17 protein-coding genes and 1 pseudogene are annotated in these 16,160 nt (G+C 67.6%); 8 read left to right on the top strand and 10 right to left on the bottom strand.

Annotated features, from left to right (window positions below; genetic code table 11):
• Positions 1 to 41: 41 nt before the first annotated feature.
• Complete coding sequence (locus Q9G87_RS50000) at positions 42 to 815, top strand: SDR family NAD(P)-dependent oxidoreductase (protein WP_305923736.1); 774 nt, start codon at positions 42 to 44, stop codon at positions 813 to 815.
• 131 nt (positions 816 to 946) lie between these two features.
• Positions 947 to 1,513 (top strand): TetR/AcrR family transcriptional regulator, encoded by a 567-nt coding sequence (locus Q9G87_RS49995; protein ID WP_171074704.1) that lies wholly within the window; start codon positions 947 to 949, stop codon positions 1,511 to 1,513.
• Positions 1,514 to 1,709: 196 nt separating this feature from the next.
• Here Q9G87_RS49995 and Q9G87_RS49990 read toward each other — a convergent pair.
• From Q9G87_RS49990 to Q9G87_RS49980, 3 genes and pseudogenes are all read right to left on the bottom strand, one after another.
• Positions 1,710 to 1,986, bottom strand: a pseudogene (locus tag Q9G87_RS49990) (Tn3 family transposase); the annotation flags it as partial.
• Positions 1,987 to 2,326: 340 nt separating this feature from the next.
• Positions 2,327 to 2,464, bottom strand: a complete 138-nt coding sequence (locus tag Q9G87_RS49985) for a hypothetical protein (protein WP_305923734.1) — start codon at positions 2,462 to 2,464, stop codon at positions 2,327 to 2,329.
• Between the two features lie 563 nt (positions 2,465 to 3,027).
• Complete coding sequence (locus Q9G87_RS49980) at positions 3,028 to 3,333, bottom strand: DUF1330 domain-containing protein (RefSeq protein WP_305923733.1); 306 nt, start codon at positions 3,331 to 3,333, stop codon at positions 3,028 to 3,030.
• A 188-nt stretch (positions 3,334 to 3,521) separates the two neighbouring features.
• Here Q9G87_RS49980 and Q9G87_RS49975 point away from each other — a divergent pair, with 188 nt between their 5' ends.
• Both Q9G87_RS49975 and Q9G87_RS49970 read left to right on the top strand, forming a co-directional pair.
• Positions 3,522 to 4,424: a LysR family transcriptional regulator gene (locus tag Q9G87_RS49975; RefSeq protein ID WP_132935056.1), complete on the top strand. Its 903-nt coding sequence runs from the start codon at positions 3,522 to 3,524 to the stop codon at positions 4,422 to 4,424.
• Positions 4,425 to 4,662: 238 nt separating this feature from the next.
• Positions 4,663 to 5,148 carry a hypothetical protein gene (locus Q9G87_RS49970; protein ID WP_138718581.1) on the top strand — a complete coding sequence of 162 codons (486 nt, stop codon included), beginning with the start codon at positions 4,663 to 4,665 and terminating at the stop codon, positions 5,146 to 5,148.
• 10 nt (positions 5,149 to 5,158) lie between these two features.
• Here Q9G87_RS49970 and Q9G87_RS49965 read toward each other — a convergent pair whose 3' ends face one another.
• Both Q9G87_RS49965 and Q9G87_RS49960 read right to left on the bottom strand, forming a co-directional pair.
• Positions 5,159 to 6,193, bottom strand: a complete 1,035-nt coding sequence (locus Q9G87_RS49965) for a tyrosine-type recombinase/integrase (protein ID WP_305923732.1) — start codon at positions 6,191 to 6,193, stop codon at positions 5,159 to 5,161.
• A gap of 116 nt (positions 6,194 to 6,309) precedes the next feature.
• Positions 6,310 to 7,263, bottom strand: coding sequence for a helix-turn-helix transcriptional regulator (locus Q9G87_RS49960; protein WP_305923731.1), 954 nt, complete (start codon positions 7,261 to 7,263; stop codon positions 6,310 to 6,312).
• 101 nt (positions 7,264 to 7,364) lie between these two features.
• Between Q9G87_RS49960 and Q9G87_RS49955 the strand changes: the two genes are divergently transcribed.
• Complete coding sequence (locus tag Q9G87_RS49955) at positions 7,365 to 8,099, top strand: alpha/beta fold hydrolase (RefSeq protein WP_305923730.1); 735 nt, start codon at positions 7,365 to 7,367, stop codon at positions 8,097 to 8,099.
• A 21-nt stretch (positions 8,100 to 8,120) separates the two neighbouring features.
• A complete protein-coding gene (locus Q9G87_RS49950) occupies positions 8,121 to 9,221 on the top strand; it encodes a winged helix DNA-binding domain-containing protein (protein WP_305923729.1) in 1,101 nt (366 codons plus the stop codon).
• A 260-nt stretch (positions 9,222 to 9,481) separates the two neighbouring features.
• On the opposite strand, the gene Q9G87_RS49945 is transcribed toward Q9G87_RS49950, so the two are convergent.
• The 5 genes from Q9G87_RS49945 to Q9G87_RS49925 all read right to left on the bottom strand — a co-directional run bounded on the left by Q9G87_RS49945 (position 9,482) and on the right by Q9G87_RS49925 (position 14,957).
• Positions 9,482 to 10,453: a Tn3 family transposase gene (locus Q9G87_RS49945; RefSeq protein WP_305923832.1), complete on the bottom strand. Its 972-nt coding sequence runs from the start codon at positions 10,451 to 10,453 to the stop codon at positions 9,482 to 9,484.
• 396 nt (positions 10,454 to 10,849) lie between these two features.
• Positions 10,850 to 11,638: an AAA family ATPase gene (locus Q9G87_RS49940; protein ID WP_305923728.1), complete on the bottom strand. Its 789-nt coding sequence runs from the start codon at positions 11,636 to 11,638 to the stop codon at positions 10,850 to 10,852.
• Positions 11,639 to 11,814: 176 nt separating this feature from the next.
• Positions 11,815 to 13,386, bottom strand: a complete 1,572-nt coding sequence (locus tag Q9G87_RS49935) for a Mu transposase C-terminal domain-containing protein (protein ID WP_305923727.1) — start codon at positions 13,384 to 13,386, stop codon at positions 11,815 to 11,817.
• Positions 13,387 to 13,479: 93 nt separating this feature from the next.
• Positions 13,480 to 14,055: a recombinase family protein gene (locus Q9G87_RS49930; protein ID WP_305923831.1), complete on the bottom strand. Its 576-nt coding sequence runs from the start codon at positions 14,053 to 14,055 to the stop codon at positions 13,480 to 13,482.
• A 455-nt stretch (positions 14,056 to 14,510) separates the two neighbouring features.
• The gene (locus tag Q9G87_RS49925) at positions 14,511 to 14,957 is read right to left on the bottom strand and encodes a hypothetical protein (RefSeq protein ID WP_305923726.1); all 447 of its coding nucleotides are present in this window, start codon (positions 14,955 to 14,957) and stop codon (positions 14,511 to 14,513) included.
• A gap of 504 nt (positions 14,958 to 15,461) precedes the next feature.
• On the opposite strand from Q9G87_RS49925, the gene Q9G87_RS49920 reads away from it, so the two are divergent.
• Positions 15,462 to 15,947, top strand: a complete 486-nt coding sequence (locus Q9G87_RS49920; protein WP_305923725.1) for a phospholipase A2 — start codon at positions 15,462 to 15,464, stop codon at positions 15,945 to 15,947.
• A 26-nt stretch (positions 15,948 to 15,973) separates the two neighbouring features.
• Positions 15,974 to 16,147 carry a hypothetical protein gene (locus tag Q9G87_RS49915; RefSeq protein ID WP_305923724.1) on the top strand — a complete coding sequence of 58 codons (174 nt, stop codon included), beginning with the start codon at positions 15,974 to 15,976 and terminating at the stop codon, positions 16,145 to 16,147.
• Positions 16,148 to 16,160 lie beyond the last annotated feature (13 nt).

The raw sequence follows: 16,160 nt of genomic DNA, 5'->3' as shown, positions 1-16,160 counted from the left end.
CAGAGACGGGATGTCGCATCATCCAGGACAGGAGCTGTGTCATGAGAGGTCTCACTGGGAAGCGCATCGTCGTCGCCGGAGGTGCGTCCGGGATCGGCGCGGCCACCGCCGAGCGGCTCGCGGCCGAGGGTGCGGCGGTCGTGGTCGGTGACGTCAACATCGACGCGGCCGAGGCCACCGCCAAGCGCATCACCGACACCGGCGCGACCGCCCTCGCCGTCGAGTTCGACCTCGGCGACGAGAGTTCGATAGGCGCCCTCGTCGACACCGCCGTCACCCAACTCGGCGGAGTCGACGGCCTCTACAACGTCGCCGCCGACGTCTCGGCGGAGACCCTGGGCCGTGACGGCGACCTGCTCGACATGGACCCGGCCGTATGGCGGCGCACCCTGGAAGTGAACCTGATCGGCTTCGCGCTCACCAGCCGCGCGGTCCTTCCCCTGCTGCTGGAACAAGGCGGCGGCGCCATCGTCAATACCTCCTCCCTCGCGGCGCACGTGGGCGACCACGCGCGTGCGGCGTACCAGACCAGCAAGGCCGGGATCAACGCACTCACCCGGCACATCGCCTCCCGCTGGGGCAAGCAGGCCATCCGCTGCAACTGCGTGTCTCCCGGAGTCGTCCTGACCGAATCCGCGCAGAAGATGGCTCTGAGCCCGGAGGCGATGGAGTTCACCCGCATGACGCTTCCCAGCACCCGCTTGGGCAAGCCGGAAGATCTGGCCGGCATCGTGGCGTTCCTCCTCTCCGACGACGGCGAGTGGATCAACGGGCAGGTCTGGTCGGTCAACGGCGGCGCGATGCTCCGCGAATGAGAGCGCCCTCCCCCCGCCGCGCCGGTCGTGTCCTTGGACGGTCCGGGCAACCCGATCAACGACATGCCAAGATCGTCGGCGATCCCAGGTCGACCGCTCCGCCTCGCCCCGTCACCGTAGGATTGATGCCTATGCCCCGCTCGCCTCACACCGACGACATGCCCGGCCCTCGCGCGCAGGCGCGGCGCTACGTGCTGTCGGCGGCGGCTACGGCCCTCGCCGAGAACCCCGGTGCGAGCATGACGGAGATCGCCTCTGCCTCCGGCATTGGGCGGGCCACGATGTACCGGTGGTTCGCCACCCGCGAGCAACTCGTCGAGGCGATCCACGCCCATGTTGTCGCCGAGGTGGACGAGCTGATGGCGCGGCGCCTGCGCGAGAGCGGCCCCGCCCTCGACGTGCTGCTGCGACTGAGCGGCGACATCATGGCCTTCGGCGACCGCTACCGGTTCCTGATCGCCTCCAGCGACAGACAGCAGAACTTGACCAACACCGTCGAGTTCAAGAAGTACGTCGCCGACCGCCAGCAGGCCGGCGAGCTGCGCGGCGACCTGTCGCCCGAGTGGCTGGTCGCGGCCTACGGCGGGCTCCTCGTCGCCGCACTCGACCAGCTCGACGAGCAGCGGCTCGGCAGCGCCGCGGTCGGTGACGAGCTGGCCCGCACCATCGTCGCGGCCTTCTCACGCGAAACGCCGTGACCAGCGCAGGAGCATGACGGCCGCTTCTTCACTCTCGCGACCGGCCATCGGGGCTGCCGGTGACCGGGCGCCACCTCCCCGAGCTGTGGCGGGCGTCGCCGACGGGCAACGTCACGCCTCCAGGAATGCACTCCGAGCACGATGCCCCGACGCAGGTCAACAGCCATCATCGCGCAGAGTGTCAAACATTGTGACGCTAGCCCCGGCTCATCGTTCCACTAGTCGGGAGGCCTTCGTGATAGGGCAACATGATGGTCACGTCGGCGCGATGCACCGTCTCGCCCTCGCTGCGCAGCTGGTTGAGCACCAAGGACATGTCCAGGATGGTCTGGTGCATGACCAGGTCGGCGACCAGGGTGTTGAACTTGATCGCCTTTTCCAGTTCCTCCGGGTCGTTCTCGGCGATCACCCCGTTGTTTGCCGAACCCGATCCACTTGGAGAAGTTGTTGTAGGACTCGACCATGTTGGTGGCCCGGGGCTGCCCCCCGCACCGTGATCATTATCAGCCCCGCAATGGAACGGAATCCGGCGTTAACCACGTCCGGAAGGCCGCAACGGCAGGGGTTTCACTGACCTGGGAGAACCCCGTTAACGCCGGGTTCCGTTCCAAATCTCTCTGACCCCCGACTCGCTTGTGATCAAGCCCTCGAAATTTTCAGGTGCGGCGAGAGTTTCGTTTCGTTCAGCCCGCCGGATGCGCATCGCGGTGTTCCTGCGTTCGTCTTCGATCCACTGGTAGAGGGGCCCGGTGGTCGGAAGTCTGTCGCGCCGGCGCGGCCCGTGACGGGCGTGCATGAGGTGCGGCGATGGGCTCAAGCCTCGACGGCCGCATGGCCGACATGCAGGTCGGCCAGTTCGCGCAGCAAGTTGATGAGCGCCTGCGTCTGCCGCTCGTGCAGGCGCTCACCGAGCACACCCTCCACGACCTCGTACTCGTAGAAGACGGTCATGGCCGCGGCTGATTGGTCTTGGCCGCAGCGAGAGCAGGGCTCACGGGGAACGGGCCTTCGCGGTAGATCTGTGGCATGACCACCTGATCCCCGAAGCAGGGCGGCCGGCTCCAGTGCGCCATCCTGGCGCAGCCAGGCGCCCCCCTGGGCTACTTCAACAACAGAAGAACCGCAGATCGAAACCCCTCGAAAGAGGTCTTGACCTGCGGTTCTTCAAACTGTATATCAGTACTCTGAGTAGCCCGACGGGGCACACGGCAGATGGATGCAGGATGCGCCCCTGGTCATCGAAGCCTTGTGTTCGCTGGACCGATCTGTCGTGTGAGAAGCGGTTCGCGGTTCGCTTCGGGCGAGGGTGAGTTTCGTCGACGAGGTCAGCGAGACAGTCCAGCTGGCCCGGACGTCGCGTCGCTTCTTCGATCCGCCCGACAGGGATCAGGCCGTCGAGGACGTCGACGACGAACTGGGACGCGGGGCATGGCTTCGAACTCGTCTCGTGAGTCGTCGTTCAGCACCGTGTGCGTATCAGGTGACGGATGCTCAGCGATGGCTGGGCCCGCCGGTCAGTCGATGCCTTCGATGATGCGGAAGTCGCGCTCGAAGCCGTCGGGGAGGGCCACCAGCGCCTTCTGGTATGCCTCGCTCTCGTATGCCGCGACGGCCTGTTCAAAGCTGTCGAACTCGATCAGAACGACGCGTTGCGTGATTCCGGCTTCGTGGGCGACGACTCGACCGCCACGGGACGGGATCCGGGACAGGACGCGCCCGCCCCCATCCTGGACAGCCGGACCGGCCAGCTTGTCGTAGGCAGTCAGCCTCTCAGGGTCGGAAATGGCGGGGTAGACACTGACCCAGTAGCCCTTAGCCATGGAAACCTCCTGTGTTGGGCCGGACACGTCCGACTTCGAATTGACACTCAGATCGATCGATCCCGGCGACGGGTACTGCGGTCAGTTGAATCGTCATATGCGCAGGTTAGGGCTTGATGTGCGGTCGAGGGAAAGACCGGTACGGGATAGACTCAGAACGGATCGTTATCAATCGGCAGGGAGGGCACGTGGCGCCGGATACGGTGAGTCTGCGGTACTTCCTGGTGCTGGCGCAGGAGTTGAACTTCACCCGCGCGGCCGCACGGATCGGTATCGCACAGCCCGCACTCAGCGCCCGGATGCGCCGATTGGAGGCGGAACTCGGTACGGCCCTGCTGGTCCGCAACACGCGTAGCGTCGTATTGACCACGGCCGGTGCGGCTTTGGCGGAGTCCGCGCCGCCCGCGCTGGCGGCGCTGGACCGGGCATGGGACACCGCCCGGAGCGCGGCGGCCGGTGAACTGGGCACGCTGCGCATCGGATACAGCCTCAGCGCCGGGGCCGAGACGGCACCGGCCCTGGTGGACAGGCTGATTCGCGGCAACAGCGGACTCGAGGTCGGCGCGGTCCCGATGGCGACACCGGAGATCTCCCCCGCAGTCGCCGACGGCCGCATCGATGCCGGGATCACCCGCGGTGAACAGCCGGGCCGTGGCGTGCGCCGGTTCCTGCTGCGGCGTATGCGCGTCGGGGTCCAGCTGGCGCAGCACCATCCGCTGGCCGAACACCCGGAGATCGAGATCGCCGACGCGGCCGCGTATCCGCTGCGACTCCCGGACCGTGCGGCCAACCCCGTGATCCACGATCAGCTGTCCGCACTGTTCCGAGACACCCGACCACACCCCCGATTCCACACGCCCGCAGTCTCTTTCGACATGTCTCAGCGCGACCTGCGCGACGGGGTCACCCTCGCCCCGGCCGGAGAAGCCGCGGTCACGGCACAACCGGCCGGTCTCACCTGGCGACCGCTGCGGGGCGCGCCCAGCCTGACGATCCACCTGGTCCTCCCACGCGAGCAGTCGCCGCTACACCGCCGCATCCGTGCCGTCGCCAAAACCCTGGCGCACGAGCTGCACTGGCTGCCGGACTGACGCGCAAGAGGTCAAGCGAGACGGACGCCTGCGGTAGGGTCTTGGGACCATCCGGCTGAAACTGAACGCTAGCCTTCCGCCGCAGCTCAAGGCCATGTAGAGCTCCGCTGGCATGTCCGGCGGCCAGCTGTACTGATGGTGTCGCGAATCGGTCCAGTTCGTGGATCGTGGAGTGGATTCCACCGGTACTCTCGGGGAGAGATCGCCGCTCATGGCGGGATACATCACGAGGAGCCAGGTGAGTGACAGCACGGCCGCCGATTCCACCGACCAGCCCGCTAAGGCGAGCGCGCCGGTGGCGCCGTATGAGCCGGTCCGCGTGGTGCCGACCCGCCCGGATGGCTGGCCCGATTGGCTGGGCCGCAGGCCGATCAGCTCAACCGAGCGCGACAAGATCCTCAGCGCTCTGCGCGCTGATCAAGATGAGCAGAGCACCACGGAGCGCCGCGACAGCCTCCAGCGCGTGCCGCTGTTCTCCTGTCTGACGATCGAGGGTTTCGGCGGCAAAGACGATCCCCGCACGGTCATCCGGTTGCGCGCCAGCATCAACGCGGCGTGCCGCGTGGCCGCGGGTGACCGGCGAACCAGCTACCACGCCACTGACGAGCGCATCACGATCGGGATTGCTGGGCCCGACGCCCGGGATCGCATCGCTGACCTGCGCCGGCAGCTCACCCGGATGAGCCGTAACCGAGGGTGGGTGATCACCGAGGAGCTGCGTTGATCTTGGCCGCTCAGATGGATCGGCGGCGGGCGGCGGGGTCACGGCTGGCCACGTGGTCGGCGACGGCGTCGACGCCGGGGCGGGCGTAGCGTGCCAGGGACCGGACGGAGGCGTGCCGGGATCGGGCGAGCAGGGTGGGCGTGTTGGTGCCGTCCTCTGCTTCGTGGGTGAGCGCGGAGTGTCGGAGCTGGTGCAGCGTCCAGCCGCCGCGCAGTTCGAGTTCGGCTGCGTCGATGATTCCGGGGTGGGCCAGGGGCCGGGTGAGCGTCTCGAACAGCTCGGCGGCGCGCCGGTAGGACAGCCGTCCACGTCCGGTGATCTTGCATACGTCGGTGGTCGGGGTGCGGGCGGGCGCTTTGCGGTCGGTGAGGAAGACTGGGCCTCGAGTGCGGCCCTTGAGCAGGCGGGGCAGCAGCTGGGCGGTGCCTGATTGCCAGTGCACCCAGTCGGTCGCGCCGCCTTTGGAGATGATCCGGGCGCGCTTGTCGGCCGGTAGGAGGTCGGCGATGTCGAGGGTGAGGATCTCCTGTGCCCGGGCGCATGTCTCGTACAGCATCTTCCAGAGGGTCTTCTCTCGGATGCCGGCCTTGAGGTCGGACAGGGCGGCGAGCTGGTCGCGGGACAGGGCCTTGGTCCGGTCGGGCGGAGCGGGCCGTCGTTCGATGCCGGCGATGGGGTTGGCTGCGAGCCAGCCGCGAGCGCGCCACCAGCCGATGGCGGCCTTCATGATCGACAGCTCGCGGTTGACGGTGTCGGCGTCCACCAGGCGGGCTCGCTCGACGAAAGCCGCGGCGAGGAGATCAGCGGTCGCCGGATCGGCGAGAGCCGCGAACCAGACCGTCGGCACCTGGGCGCCGCGGCGGTACTTGCCGAGGGGCGGTTGCTGTCCGCAGGCGAGCCAGGCCCAGGTGGTCAACGAGATGCGGTAGATCCGCTGGGATGACTCGCCGATCCCGGCCGAGCGCAGATAGGCCTCCACTGCCTCGCCGTAGATCTGGGGGCGGTCTTGGCCGAGGGGGATCACGTCGGCGGTGCTGGCGCTCATGATCTGGATCCCCGCCTCTGCCGCAGTAAATGCGTACACCTCACTCCCAGTTGTCGAGGGAGGTGCTCCAGGTCAGTATGACGGCGAACATGGGGTTGCCGCGGTAAATCCGGCATTTACCGCGGCAGGGTTCCCGGCTGTCGTTCGGCGGCGGCAGCGAGTTGACCCGCCAGGTCCTTGAGGGTTTGGCGGAGTTCGTCTGGGCTGTGGATGGTGAAGGGCCACTCGAGCGAGGCGAGCAGGTGTGCCATGCCGTCAAGGCGTTCCGCCCGTGCCTGCATCAGCACGCCGACGGGTTGGGCGGTGAGCGTGACAGCCGTGTGCGGCAGCCTTCGGGCGATCTCGTCGAGAGGGCCGTGGATCGTCACCTCGACCTGCCAGCGGTAAGGCCCCTGGGCGAGGGTCGCAGTGAGGTGGGCGACCGGGTCGAAGCCATCAGGGGTGGCGAAGGTCTGTGGGCGGGGGGTGATGGAGGCGATGCGGTCGATACGGAAGGTCCGCAGGTCGTCGCGGAGGTGGTCGTGGCCGACGAGATACCAGCGGCCGGTATGGAAGACCACGCCATAGGGGTCGATGTCGCGCTCGGTCTGGTCCTGCCGCCAGGACAGGTAGGCGATGCCAACGGTCGTCTTGGCACGCGAGGCCTGGGCCAGGGCCAGCAGGACACCGCTCCCGGGTGCCTGCGCGCTCACAGCATTGGCGGTGAAGTACAGAGTCTCCCGCATGGCGGCGAGCGGTTCCCGCAGAGCCTGCGGAAGCACCCTCTCGATCTTGGCGCGGGCGCCCGCGCCGGCCAGCACCGTCGTACCCATCCCGAGCCGTTCGGCCGCAAGGAGTCCGAGGACGACGGCGAGGGCCTCGTCATTGGTGAGCACCAGGGGCGGCATCCGGTAGCCACGGGCCAGCCGGTAGCCGCCATAGCGACCGCGCTCGGCCTCCACGGGGATGCCCAGGTCGCGCAGGTGGGCAACGTAGCGGCGGACCGTACGGACATCGGTGTCCAGCCGGTCGGCCAGCTCACTCCCGGTGAGCCCGGCGTTCGACTGGAGCAGTTCCAGCAGGGTTAGCACACGGGTCAGGGGATGTGGCACGGATCACTCGACATTTCAGGGCTGATTCTGTCCTGTATCCACTCTACGCTTCCCGCAGCACCTCACTTCAGGGAGATCACATGACCACCTTCGTACTCGTTCCCGGCGCCTGGCTCGGCGCGTGGGCCTGGCAAGACACCACCGACGCGCTGCAGGAGCACGGCCACACGGCGCTGGCGCTGACACTGACGGGCCTGGCCGAGCGCGCTGAGGAGGGCGGGCCCCAGACGGACCTGGACACGCACATCGCGGACATCACCGACTTCGTCGAGAAGAACGATCTGCGCGACGTCACCCTGGTCGCCCACAGCTACGCGGCCGCCCCCGTCACCGGGGCAGCCGGGCGACTCGGCGACCGGCTAGAGCGCGTGGTCTATGTGGACAGCGCCCCGTTTGCCGCAGGCATGTGCATGCTCGACCTCATGCCGCCGGAGGCAGCGGACCAGCTGAGCCAGCAGGTCGCGGCCCACGGCGACGGCTGCCGGCTCCCGATGCCGCCTTTCGAGATCCTGGGCCTGTCCAACAGCCTCGACGGCCTCGATGAGGACCGGAGGGACGTGCTGAGCGCACGTGCCACCCCTCAGCCCTTCGGCACCTACACCCAGCGGTTGGCCGGTCCGGTCGAGCCCGGGCCCGGTGTGGACCGTGTCCTGGTCGCCTGCCGCAACTTCCAGTGCCTGCTGGACAGCGGGGTGCCGATGCTGGCCTTCCTCAACCACGCGCCGTGGCGGCGCTTCGACCTGTCCACCGGGCACTGGCCAATGCTGTCGGCACCTGCCGAGCTCGCCGACATCCTCCACACGGCCGTCTCCTGACCGAGACTGATGTACAAGCCCATGCTTGACCGCGAGAGCGTCCGCGGGCTGCGGGCCCGCGCGCAGGCCCTGGCCGACGGAGTGCGGGAAGCCTCCGCCGCGGCGGTCGTCCGCCGGGTCTTCGCCATCCAGGCCCAGGATGCCATGGCCGCCGACCTGGGCATCCGGGTGCGCGGGCGGGACATCACGGGCGCCGGCATCCGCGCGGCGTACGAGGACGAGCGGAGCATCGTGCGCGGCTGGTTCATGCGGGGCACCCTGCACACCATCGCCAGCTCGGATGCCCGCCGGGTGCTGCGGCTGCTCGCTCCCCGCATCCTCGCCGCAACCAGCCGCCGCTACCACCAGCTCGGCCTGGACGACGACCTACGCCAGCGATGCGACCGTCTCATCCGGCGCGTCCTCGCCACGCACGGACCGCTCACCCGGCCCGAACTGACAGAGCACCTGGCCACTGTCGGCATTCAGCCGGACGGGCAGGCGCCGTTCCACCTGATCCGCCACGCGGCACTCACCGGAGTCCTCTGCCACGGTCCTCGGCGCGGCGAAAAGGCCACGTATGTCCTGCTCGACGACTGGCTGCCGGCCGGCGCCGGGGACTCCCGGCGGGAGGAGGACACGGCCGTCGCCGAGCTCGCCCGCCGCTACGTTCGCGCCCATGCGCCCGTAGGGGTGGACGACTTCGCCACCTGGTCGGGTCTGCCGGCCACCCTGGCCCGCAGGGCCTGGAAGACGCTGGCGCAAACCGGCTCGATCACCGAGTACGGCGCGCTGAGCGTGCCGACCGAGCGCATGGAGGAACTTCGGGACAGCCCCGGCACCCTTGATGTGCGGATGCTGCCTGCCTACGACAACTACCTCGTCGGCTACCGCGGCCGAGAGTTGTCCGTTCCCGCCGCTCACCAAGGCCGGGTCTGGCCGGGCGGCGGCGTCATCCGTCCCACGGTTGTCGCGGATGGCCTGGCCATCGGAACGTGGGCCCGCCGCGATGCCGGCCGTGTTGTCCAGGTGGACGCGTTCGAACCCCTGTCGTCGCAGATCCAGGCCCTGGTCGACGCGGAAGCCTCAGCGGTCACCGCTTTCTGCGGCCACCCGCCTGAACGGGCAGGGGCCTCCCGGTAGGCGCAGATACGGAGCCGACCGGGGCATTGCAGCCGTGCCCGGCCGCCGTCCGGACGGCGGCTTCCTACCTGGTTCCTCATGCTCGGCCCCGGCGGACCCTTCGCCTCCCGCAACCCCGCCAGCGCCCTGCAACAGCAAGCAGAACGTGTCCTTGCCCTGCTCGCATGAGCGAACAGTAAGAAGGATTCACCCTCAGTCAGCCTCTGAACGGGCGCCGTGATCTGCTCGGCGGAACACGAGTGTGGGGATCTGTCTCCTCGTCATTGCTCCAGATCGTCGTCAGCATCGGCGGGGTCACGCAGGTCACGCAACCGGCCGGGAAGTTCGGGCCGGTTGAACGGGTAGGAGCCCACGAAGTTGATGTGCTCCCACTGCAGCGGGGACAGGTGGGCCCTGATCTCCGGACTGATCTTCATGCCGCCAGCCGCGAGTTTCTTCACCGCGGCGTCGATGTAGAGCGAGTTCCAGTAGACGATCGCGTTCAACCCTAGGCCGAGAGCGCCGAGCTGGTCTTCCATACCGCGCTCGTAGCCGCGCTTCAGCTGGCCCAGGTTGCCGAAGAACACCGCCCGGGCCAGCCCGTTGCGGCCTTCGCCGACATTCAACTGGGCGCCCATCATCCGCCGGTAGTCCTCCAGGTGGGCCACATGCAGCAGGTGCATCGACTTGAAGATCCGCCCGTAGTGCGCGAACGCGCGCCCCAGGCTGGTGATGCGGCCCTCGGCCATCATCATCCGGATCAGGTCATAGGCCCGCACCTGATTGGTGACCAGCGACCCGGCGACCTGCAGCATGTCCGGCCAATGCTGCTTGATCGCCGCGATGTTCACCCGCCGCAGGTTCAGCTCGTTCAACCGGCCGTACCCGGCTGCCGACGGTGTGGAGCGCCTGTCGGCCAGGCCAACATCGGCCGGGTCGATCCACCACTGCTGGGCATCGGAGATGTCGGCGATGCGGGGCGCGAACTGATAGCCGCAAATCGCGAACAGACCGAACACAATGTCGGAATAGGACGCCGTGTCCGTCGTGAGGATCTCCGGCTGCTCCTTGGCGTCCAAGCGGTGCAGAGCGTCCAAGATGAACAGCGAGTCGCGCATCGTGCCGGGCACCAGCAACCCACCCAAGCCCATCACCCGGTCCGACACCACCGCCAACCAGGTGGCGCCCCTGGAGCGCTTGGATTGGCCGAAGTAGTGCGGGTTGGGCCGCCCATACAAGGAACGGACCGGCACCACGAACCGCAGCCCGTCAGCGGAGGCCACCAGCCTGTAAGTTCCGGCGGTAAATGGCCGGGAATCTCTGGAGTTATCTGGCCGGACTGAGTCTCATGTTGCGATCGTTGCGGCGTGACGCGGCAGTTGGAACCTGGCCGCGAGGACTGAAACCGCACTCGGCTCGTGACGAGGCACCCAAGTCGATGGCCAGGCCAGACGGCGGTGCGCGAGCCGAGACCGGTGCCACCAAGAACGTCGCGCCGGTTCCAACCGTGCTGGCCCCGAAGCTCGAAGAGACGCGGGTCGCCGCCCCCGGAAGGTCCACCTATCGCGTCGCACACAAGAGTCAGGCCCCGCCTTGGCGGGGCCTGAGGGCAGTCGGTGTTGGTGGGTCGCGGGTTCGAGGCGGAGGACTCACATGACTCCGATGATCAGATTCTCGCGGGCGGCTTCGACGACTTCCTTGGTCACGGTGGTGAGCTGGTTGATCTCCAGCACTCGTTCGATCTGGTCGACTAGGCGGGTGATCAGACGGAAGTTGCCACTGGTGATGCGGGTGATGGCGGCGATGGCTTCAGTGGTGGCGAAATCGTCGCTTGCGCCCAGGCCGAGGTGGGGCCATTTGCGGTCCAGGACGTGGGCCTGTTCCTCAGCTGAGAGGGGCTTGTAGTGGTGGATGAAGCCGACCCGGGAGTAGAGCTGGGGGTAGCGGGCGAGGCGCTTTTCGATGCCGGGCATGCCGATGAGGATCACGCCGATGCCGGTGCGATCGTGATGATCGCGAAGTTGTTCGAGCCCAGCGGTTTTGAGCCGATCTGCCTCATCAACGATGAGGAGCTCGGCTCCAGTGACACTGCTTCCTGATGGAGGGCTGCCGCCGTTGCCTCGGCCGGTCTGCAGCATGAGGTCGACGGTGCGGCCGAGCCGGTCGCACAGCAGGGAGATCTCCTTGTCGAGTTTGTCCGGGGTGCTGTGGACCTTGGGTGTGTACATGACGGCGCGGACGGCCAGGACGTCGTCGGCCGCGGGCGCTACGCCCGATCCGTGCCCGTTGAGATGCGGGGCAAGTTGATCCCAGCGGGTGTAGGCGCGGGCGGATTCGGTCTTGCCAACGCCGGGGCCGCCGTAGCACAGGCCGATGTAGCCCTTGCGGCGGACGGCTTCGGCGAACTCGCCGAATCTGCGGTGTTCCTTGGTCACCATGAGCGAGGTGATTGTCGGCTCGGATCGATTCGAGGGAACGGGGCGGTCGGTGGCGTCCGCGCGCGCTGTGGCGCTGGGAGCACTTGTCGGGGGTGGGGCTGGATGGGGGTCGGGAGCGTTGTCACCTGAGGCAGAGGACTCATCCACGCCGGGTGTCTTTCCAGCCGGAGCGCCGCTCACTCATTCCAGTAGCGTTTGAGTCGTGGGCCGTCACCAGGGGTAGGAGTGCCGCCTTCGTCGTTGGAGTTGCGCGCAGGGGAAGCCTGGTCGGAGGCGGCCCACCGGCGCAGGTCGGTCGTGGCCGGGTAGGCGGCGGGCAGCGCTTCGTCATGAAGGGCCAACAGGGCGTCGACGACGGAGCTGCGGGCGGAGAGTTGGCCGCGCAGGTGTTTGCGGCGGGCGTTACGCGCGGCGGTGATCTCTTTGAGGCTGACGGTCTGCCCGGATAGTTCGGCGCAGACCGCTCGGCACAAGAACGTGTCGTCGGTGCCGTCAGGCTGACGCAGGTAAACGCGAATCTCGGTGATATCGCGAGGGTCGTAGCGGATGGTGACCTGTTCGCCGACGTAGTCGGCCAGAACCGGGTCGATGTAGCGCAGGGCCAGGAACTGGATGCCGTCGGTGTGAACCTTGCGAGGCTTGGCGACGGTGCACAGCAGCAGGTCCAACTGCTCGAGGGAGTCGGGCATGCGAGGAATGAAAGCGCCGGCCTCCCACCGGGCCTGGGGCGGAAGGCGGGTCTCCGAATGCGGCCGCAGGTTGTAGACCTCGCGGATGAACCGGCCAATCGCAGCGTCGAGCTCGGTCAGGGTCAGCTGGGCTTGCGCAGCGCGGTCTCTGCTGCCCTTGGGGGCGTAGCCGGGCAGGTGCGCCAGGCACATCTGGTTCATGGTCTCCATGAACCGTTCGATCTTGCCGTGGCCGTGCGGCTGGCCCTTCTTGCTGAACACCGGCCGCACACGCAGATCGGCCATCACCTGCTCCAGATGAGAGGAGGTGAAGTCCGGACCGTGATCAAGGTGGAATACCTCGGGAATCCCGCACACGTGCCAGCTCGGCTCGGCCTTGCGCCAGATCGCCTGCCGGAACGCCAGCGCGGTAGACAGCGCCGAGGGCGCTTCCAGGTTGACCGCGTACCCGGCAATCGCGCGGGAGTGATCATCCTCGATCGCGGTCAGCCAGGGCCGGGCCGCTTTCCCCTTGGGATCCAGGACCCAGATATCCAGCTCGGTGTGGTCAGCCTGCCAGATCTCGTTCGGCTTGGACGCCTCCCTGCGATACACCAGCTCATACACCTCCCGATAGCGTTTCGTGCCCTCCAGCCCGAGCGCCACCAACGCCGGATCAAGATGTCGGACGACCTCGTGCACAGTGGAGTATCCCGGGACCGGCCATCCCTGCGCGGTGGCGACGCTCACGGCCTGCCGATAGATCACCGCGACGCTTCTGCGGGGCGGCCGAAGCGCCAGCCCTTCGATCAGCAGCCGCAACTGCTCGGGCATCTTCACCCGGCCGCGGTCCGAGCGCGGCCGGCGTACCAGGCCGGCCAGGCCCTCTGCCCGGTAGGCGGAACGCCACCGGCGCAGCGTCCGCTCGGGGATCGCGCAAGATGCCGCAATCTGGGCCAGCGGAATCTGGTCTTCGAGGTGGGGCCGCAGCAGCCGCCAGCGCTCCATCGCCGCCAGACGCTGAGCCTCGCTGAAGCCCGTCAGCGGGGCGAGGTCCCCGTCCCGTGCGGCTGCTTCCACGCGCTGTTCCTCCCGGACTACGACGACCTGACTGCTCCGGCCCCGATCGGGAGTGTTCCCCCTCCGCCGCAAAACTCGCCGAGTGTGATGGAGCTATGCGCGGTCGGCGGTGATTGCGGCCGGTTGGGCCCGCAGGTAGCTGTACACGGTTTCGCGGCTGATCCCGAATTGTCTGGCGAGCGCGGACTTGGGTTCGCCGGTAGCGGCGCGCTCGCATAGCTGGCGTGCCTGCTCGGGGGTGAGGGCGGGTTTGCGGCCGGTGTAGGCGCCGCGCTCCTTGGCGACGGCGATGCCCTCGCGCTGGCGTTCCAGGATGAGCGCGCGCTCGAACTCGGCGAACGCTCCCATGACCGATAGGAGAAGCGTCGCCATGGGCGAGTCCTCACCGGTGAAGACGAGGCTTTCCTTGACGAACTCGATCCGCACCCCCTTGTCGGTGAGGGTCCGTACGATGCGGCGCAGATCGTCCAGGTTGCGGGCGAGCCGGTCCATCGAGTGCACGATGACGGTGTCACCGTCGCGGACGAACGCCAGCAGTTCCTCCAGCTTCGGCCGGGCGGTGTCTTTGCCGGACGCCTTGTCGGTGAACGTCCGCTCGACCTCGACGCCGTCGAGTTGCCGGCCGGTGTTCTGGTCGGTGCTGCTGACTCTGAGGTAGCCGACTCGCATCGCCACGGCCCTCCCCGATCCTCCAACTGTCAAGGTGGATTCTGAGAGCCCAACCGACAGGCGTCAAGAAACTCCGAATCGGACTCCAACTTGACGCCTTTACCTGCGGTCCTGGATGTGGTGTTGGGGTACACCCTTGCCGGACAGGCCACGACCGAGGGGCATTTGCAGGGCGGCGGCCGAGGACGCTGTCAGACCTCTGGGGTGGCGGGGGCTGCTTGACGCCTGGGACGTGGCCGGTGCGGGCGACGGCTTCACCTACAGCGTGAGCAGGCCGTACCAGCGCATCGACTACGTCATGACCTCTCGCGACATCAAAACGACCTCGGTGGCGTCATCGGCACCGAGGCCTCCGACCACTTCCCCATCGTGGCCGACCTCGAACTCCCCCACCCCTCGCCCTGACCGCTCGGCGCCCGCCGTCTCTCGCGACAGCGGGCGCCGAGCGGTCCGGATCAGATGACGCCGCTCTGCCCGACGCAGCTCGTGACACCGATCCTACCGGCCAGCTTCACGAAGACCCGATGCGCCATCGGCCGGGTCGCCGAGATCGCCCTGGTGCCGGAGTTGCCCGTGATCACGGTCGCCAGGAACTCGGCGTCCGGAAGGCCGCCCCGATCCTGGACGAGGCTGACCTTGACCGTAGTGGGGCCTCCGGAGGCCGTCCAGCGGACACGGCTGAAGCGGTGCCCAAGCGACGTGTTGATGTAGGTGACGGTCACCTTCAGCCTGTAGGACCCCTTCGAACAGGTCGCGACGAGGGCCTTGGCTGCCGACGTGGTCGCCGACGCCGCCGGCGCGGAGGCCGAGGCGGACGCGGTCACCGACGCCGACGCGGGCGCGCCCATCATGGCCATGGCCCCCATGGCCCCGACCACGACCGCGGTACGCATGATCTTCATATGGTTCCCTCCGTTGATTTCCCGTCGAGGTGAGACCATACGGAGACGCGGTATGGCGGAGGTATGTCCCAATCGGACCACTCGGAGCGCGCTAGTGAGACGCTACCCCACCCGCCAGTCGCCGTTCCACACCGAACCGATCTCCCCGTACCGTCACCATCAGGTGCTCATTTCGCGCCCAGGCGACCCGCCCGTTACACCTCAATGCTGCTGGCGGGGGCGCCGCCTGCCAGCAGAAACATCCCCACACGGCGGCGCACACCAACCCCCGAGCTCACGCCCTCCGGCCCTGCTGACCATCCCCATGATTAGCAGCGTTCAAGACCGTTCACGTCCCCGCCGTACGAAGCGGGGGACAAGGTGGACGGGCCAGACCCGCCCGATGTGACACGCCCGGGTATGCCCGGGGTATGTTCCCGGGTCCGCGGCGCTATGTTTTGGTGCGCCCCCGACGCGGTGCTGCGACTCTTTTCCCGCTGTTTCTCCTCAGAGAAAAGAGTCACCATGAAAAAGGCACTGGCCCTGTCCGCCGCCGTCCTGGCGGCGGGTGCCATGCTGGCCGCTCCCGCACAGGCGACCGCGCTCGACAAGACCAAGGCGCAGCGCCTGGCGTTGGCGCTGACCCTGACGAAGAACACCAAGGCCAGCTACAACGCGTGGGCCCGGTTCAAAATCAACAAGGACACCCCGCAGGTCAAGGAGTACAAGTTCAACTGGAACACCGACGGCTGCTCGGTGCCCAAGAAGATCGGAAACTCCGAATACTGGAAGGGCGTCTTCAAGACTCCCTGCGATCGCCACGACTTCGGCTACCGCAACGTCAAGGCGCTGGTGAGCTCCAGCAAGTGGCGTAACACCTACAAGAAGCCCGTCGACGACGCGTTCCTCTTCGACATGGGCAACGTGTGCGTGAAGTTCTCCAGCACGAAGAAGGCATCCTGCCGGGTGGCCGCGGCGGCGTTCTACGGCGCGGTCAGGGCAGCCACGTAGGAGAGCCACATGGCACACTGACATCCGTGGTGAGAAAGATCGAGGCCCCGACCCGCATCCCGGTGCCGGGCGGCAAGATCATCAACGAGCACATCGGCCAGGTGAACACCGGTGACGAGGCGATCTCCATCGCCCACATGATCGCACCGCCCTCCTGGGAGGAACCTGCGCAGACGCCCGCGTTCACGGAGTACACGTAGTTGGAGCCGTCCC

It is taken from the genome of Nonomuraea turcica (genome assembly GCF_030718205.1).
Taxonomy (GTDB): domain Bacteria; phylum Actinomycetota; class Actinomycetes; order Streptosporangiales; family Streptosporangiaceae; genus Nonomuraea.
The sequence above is the reverse complement of the archived record's forward strand: the minus strand, read 5'-3'. Positions and strand labels throughout refer to the sequence as shown.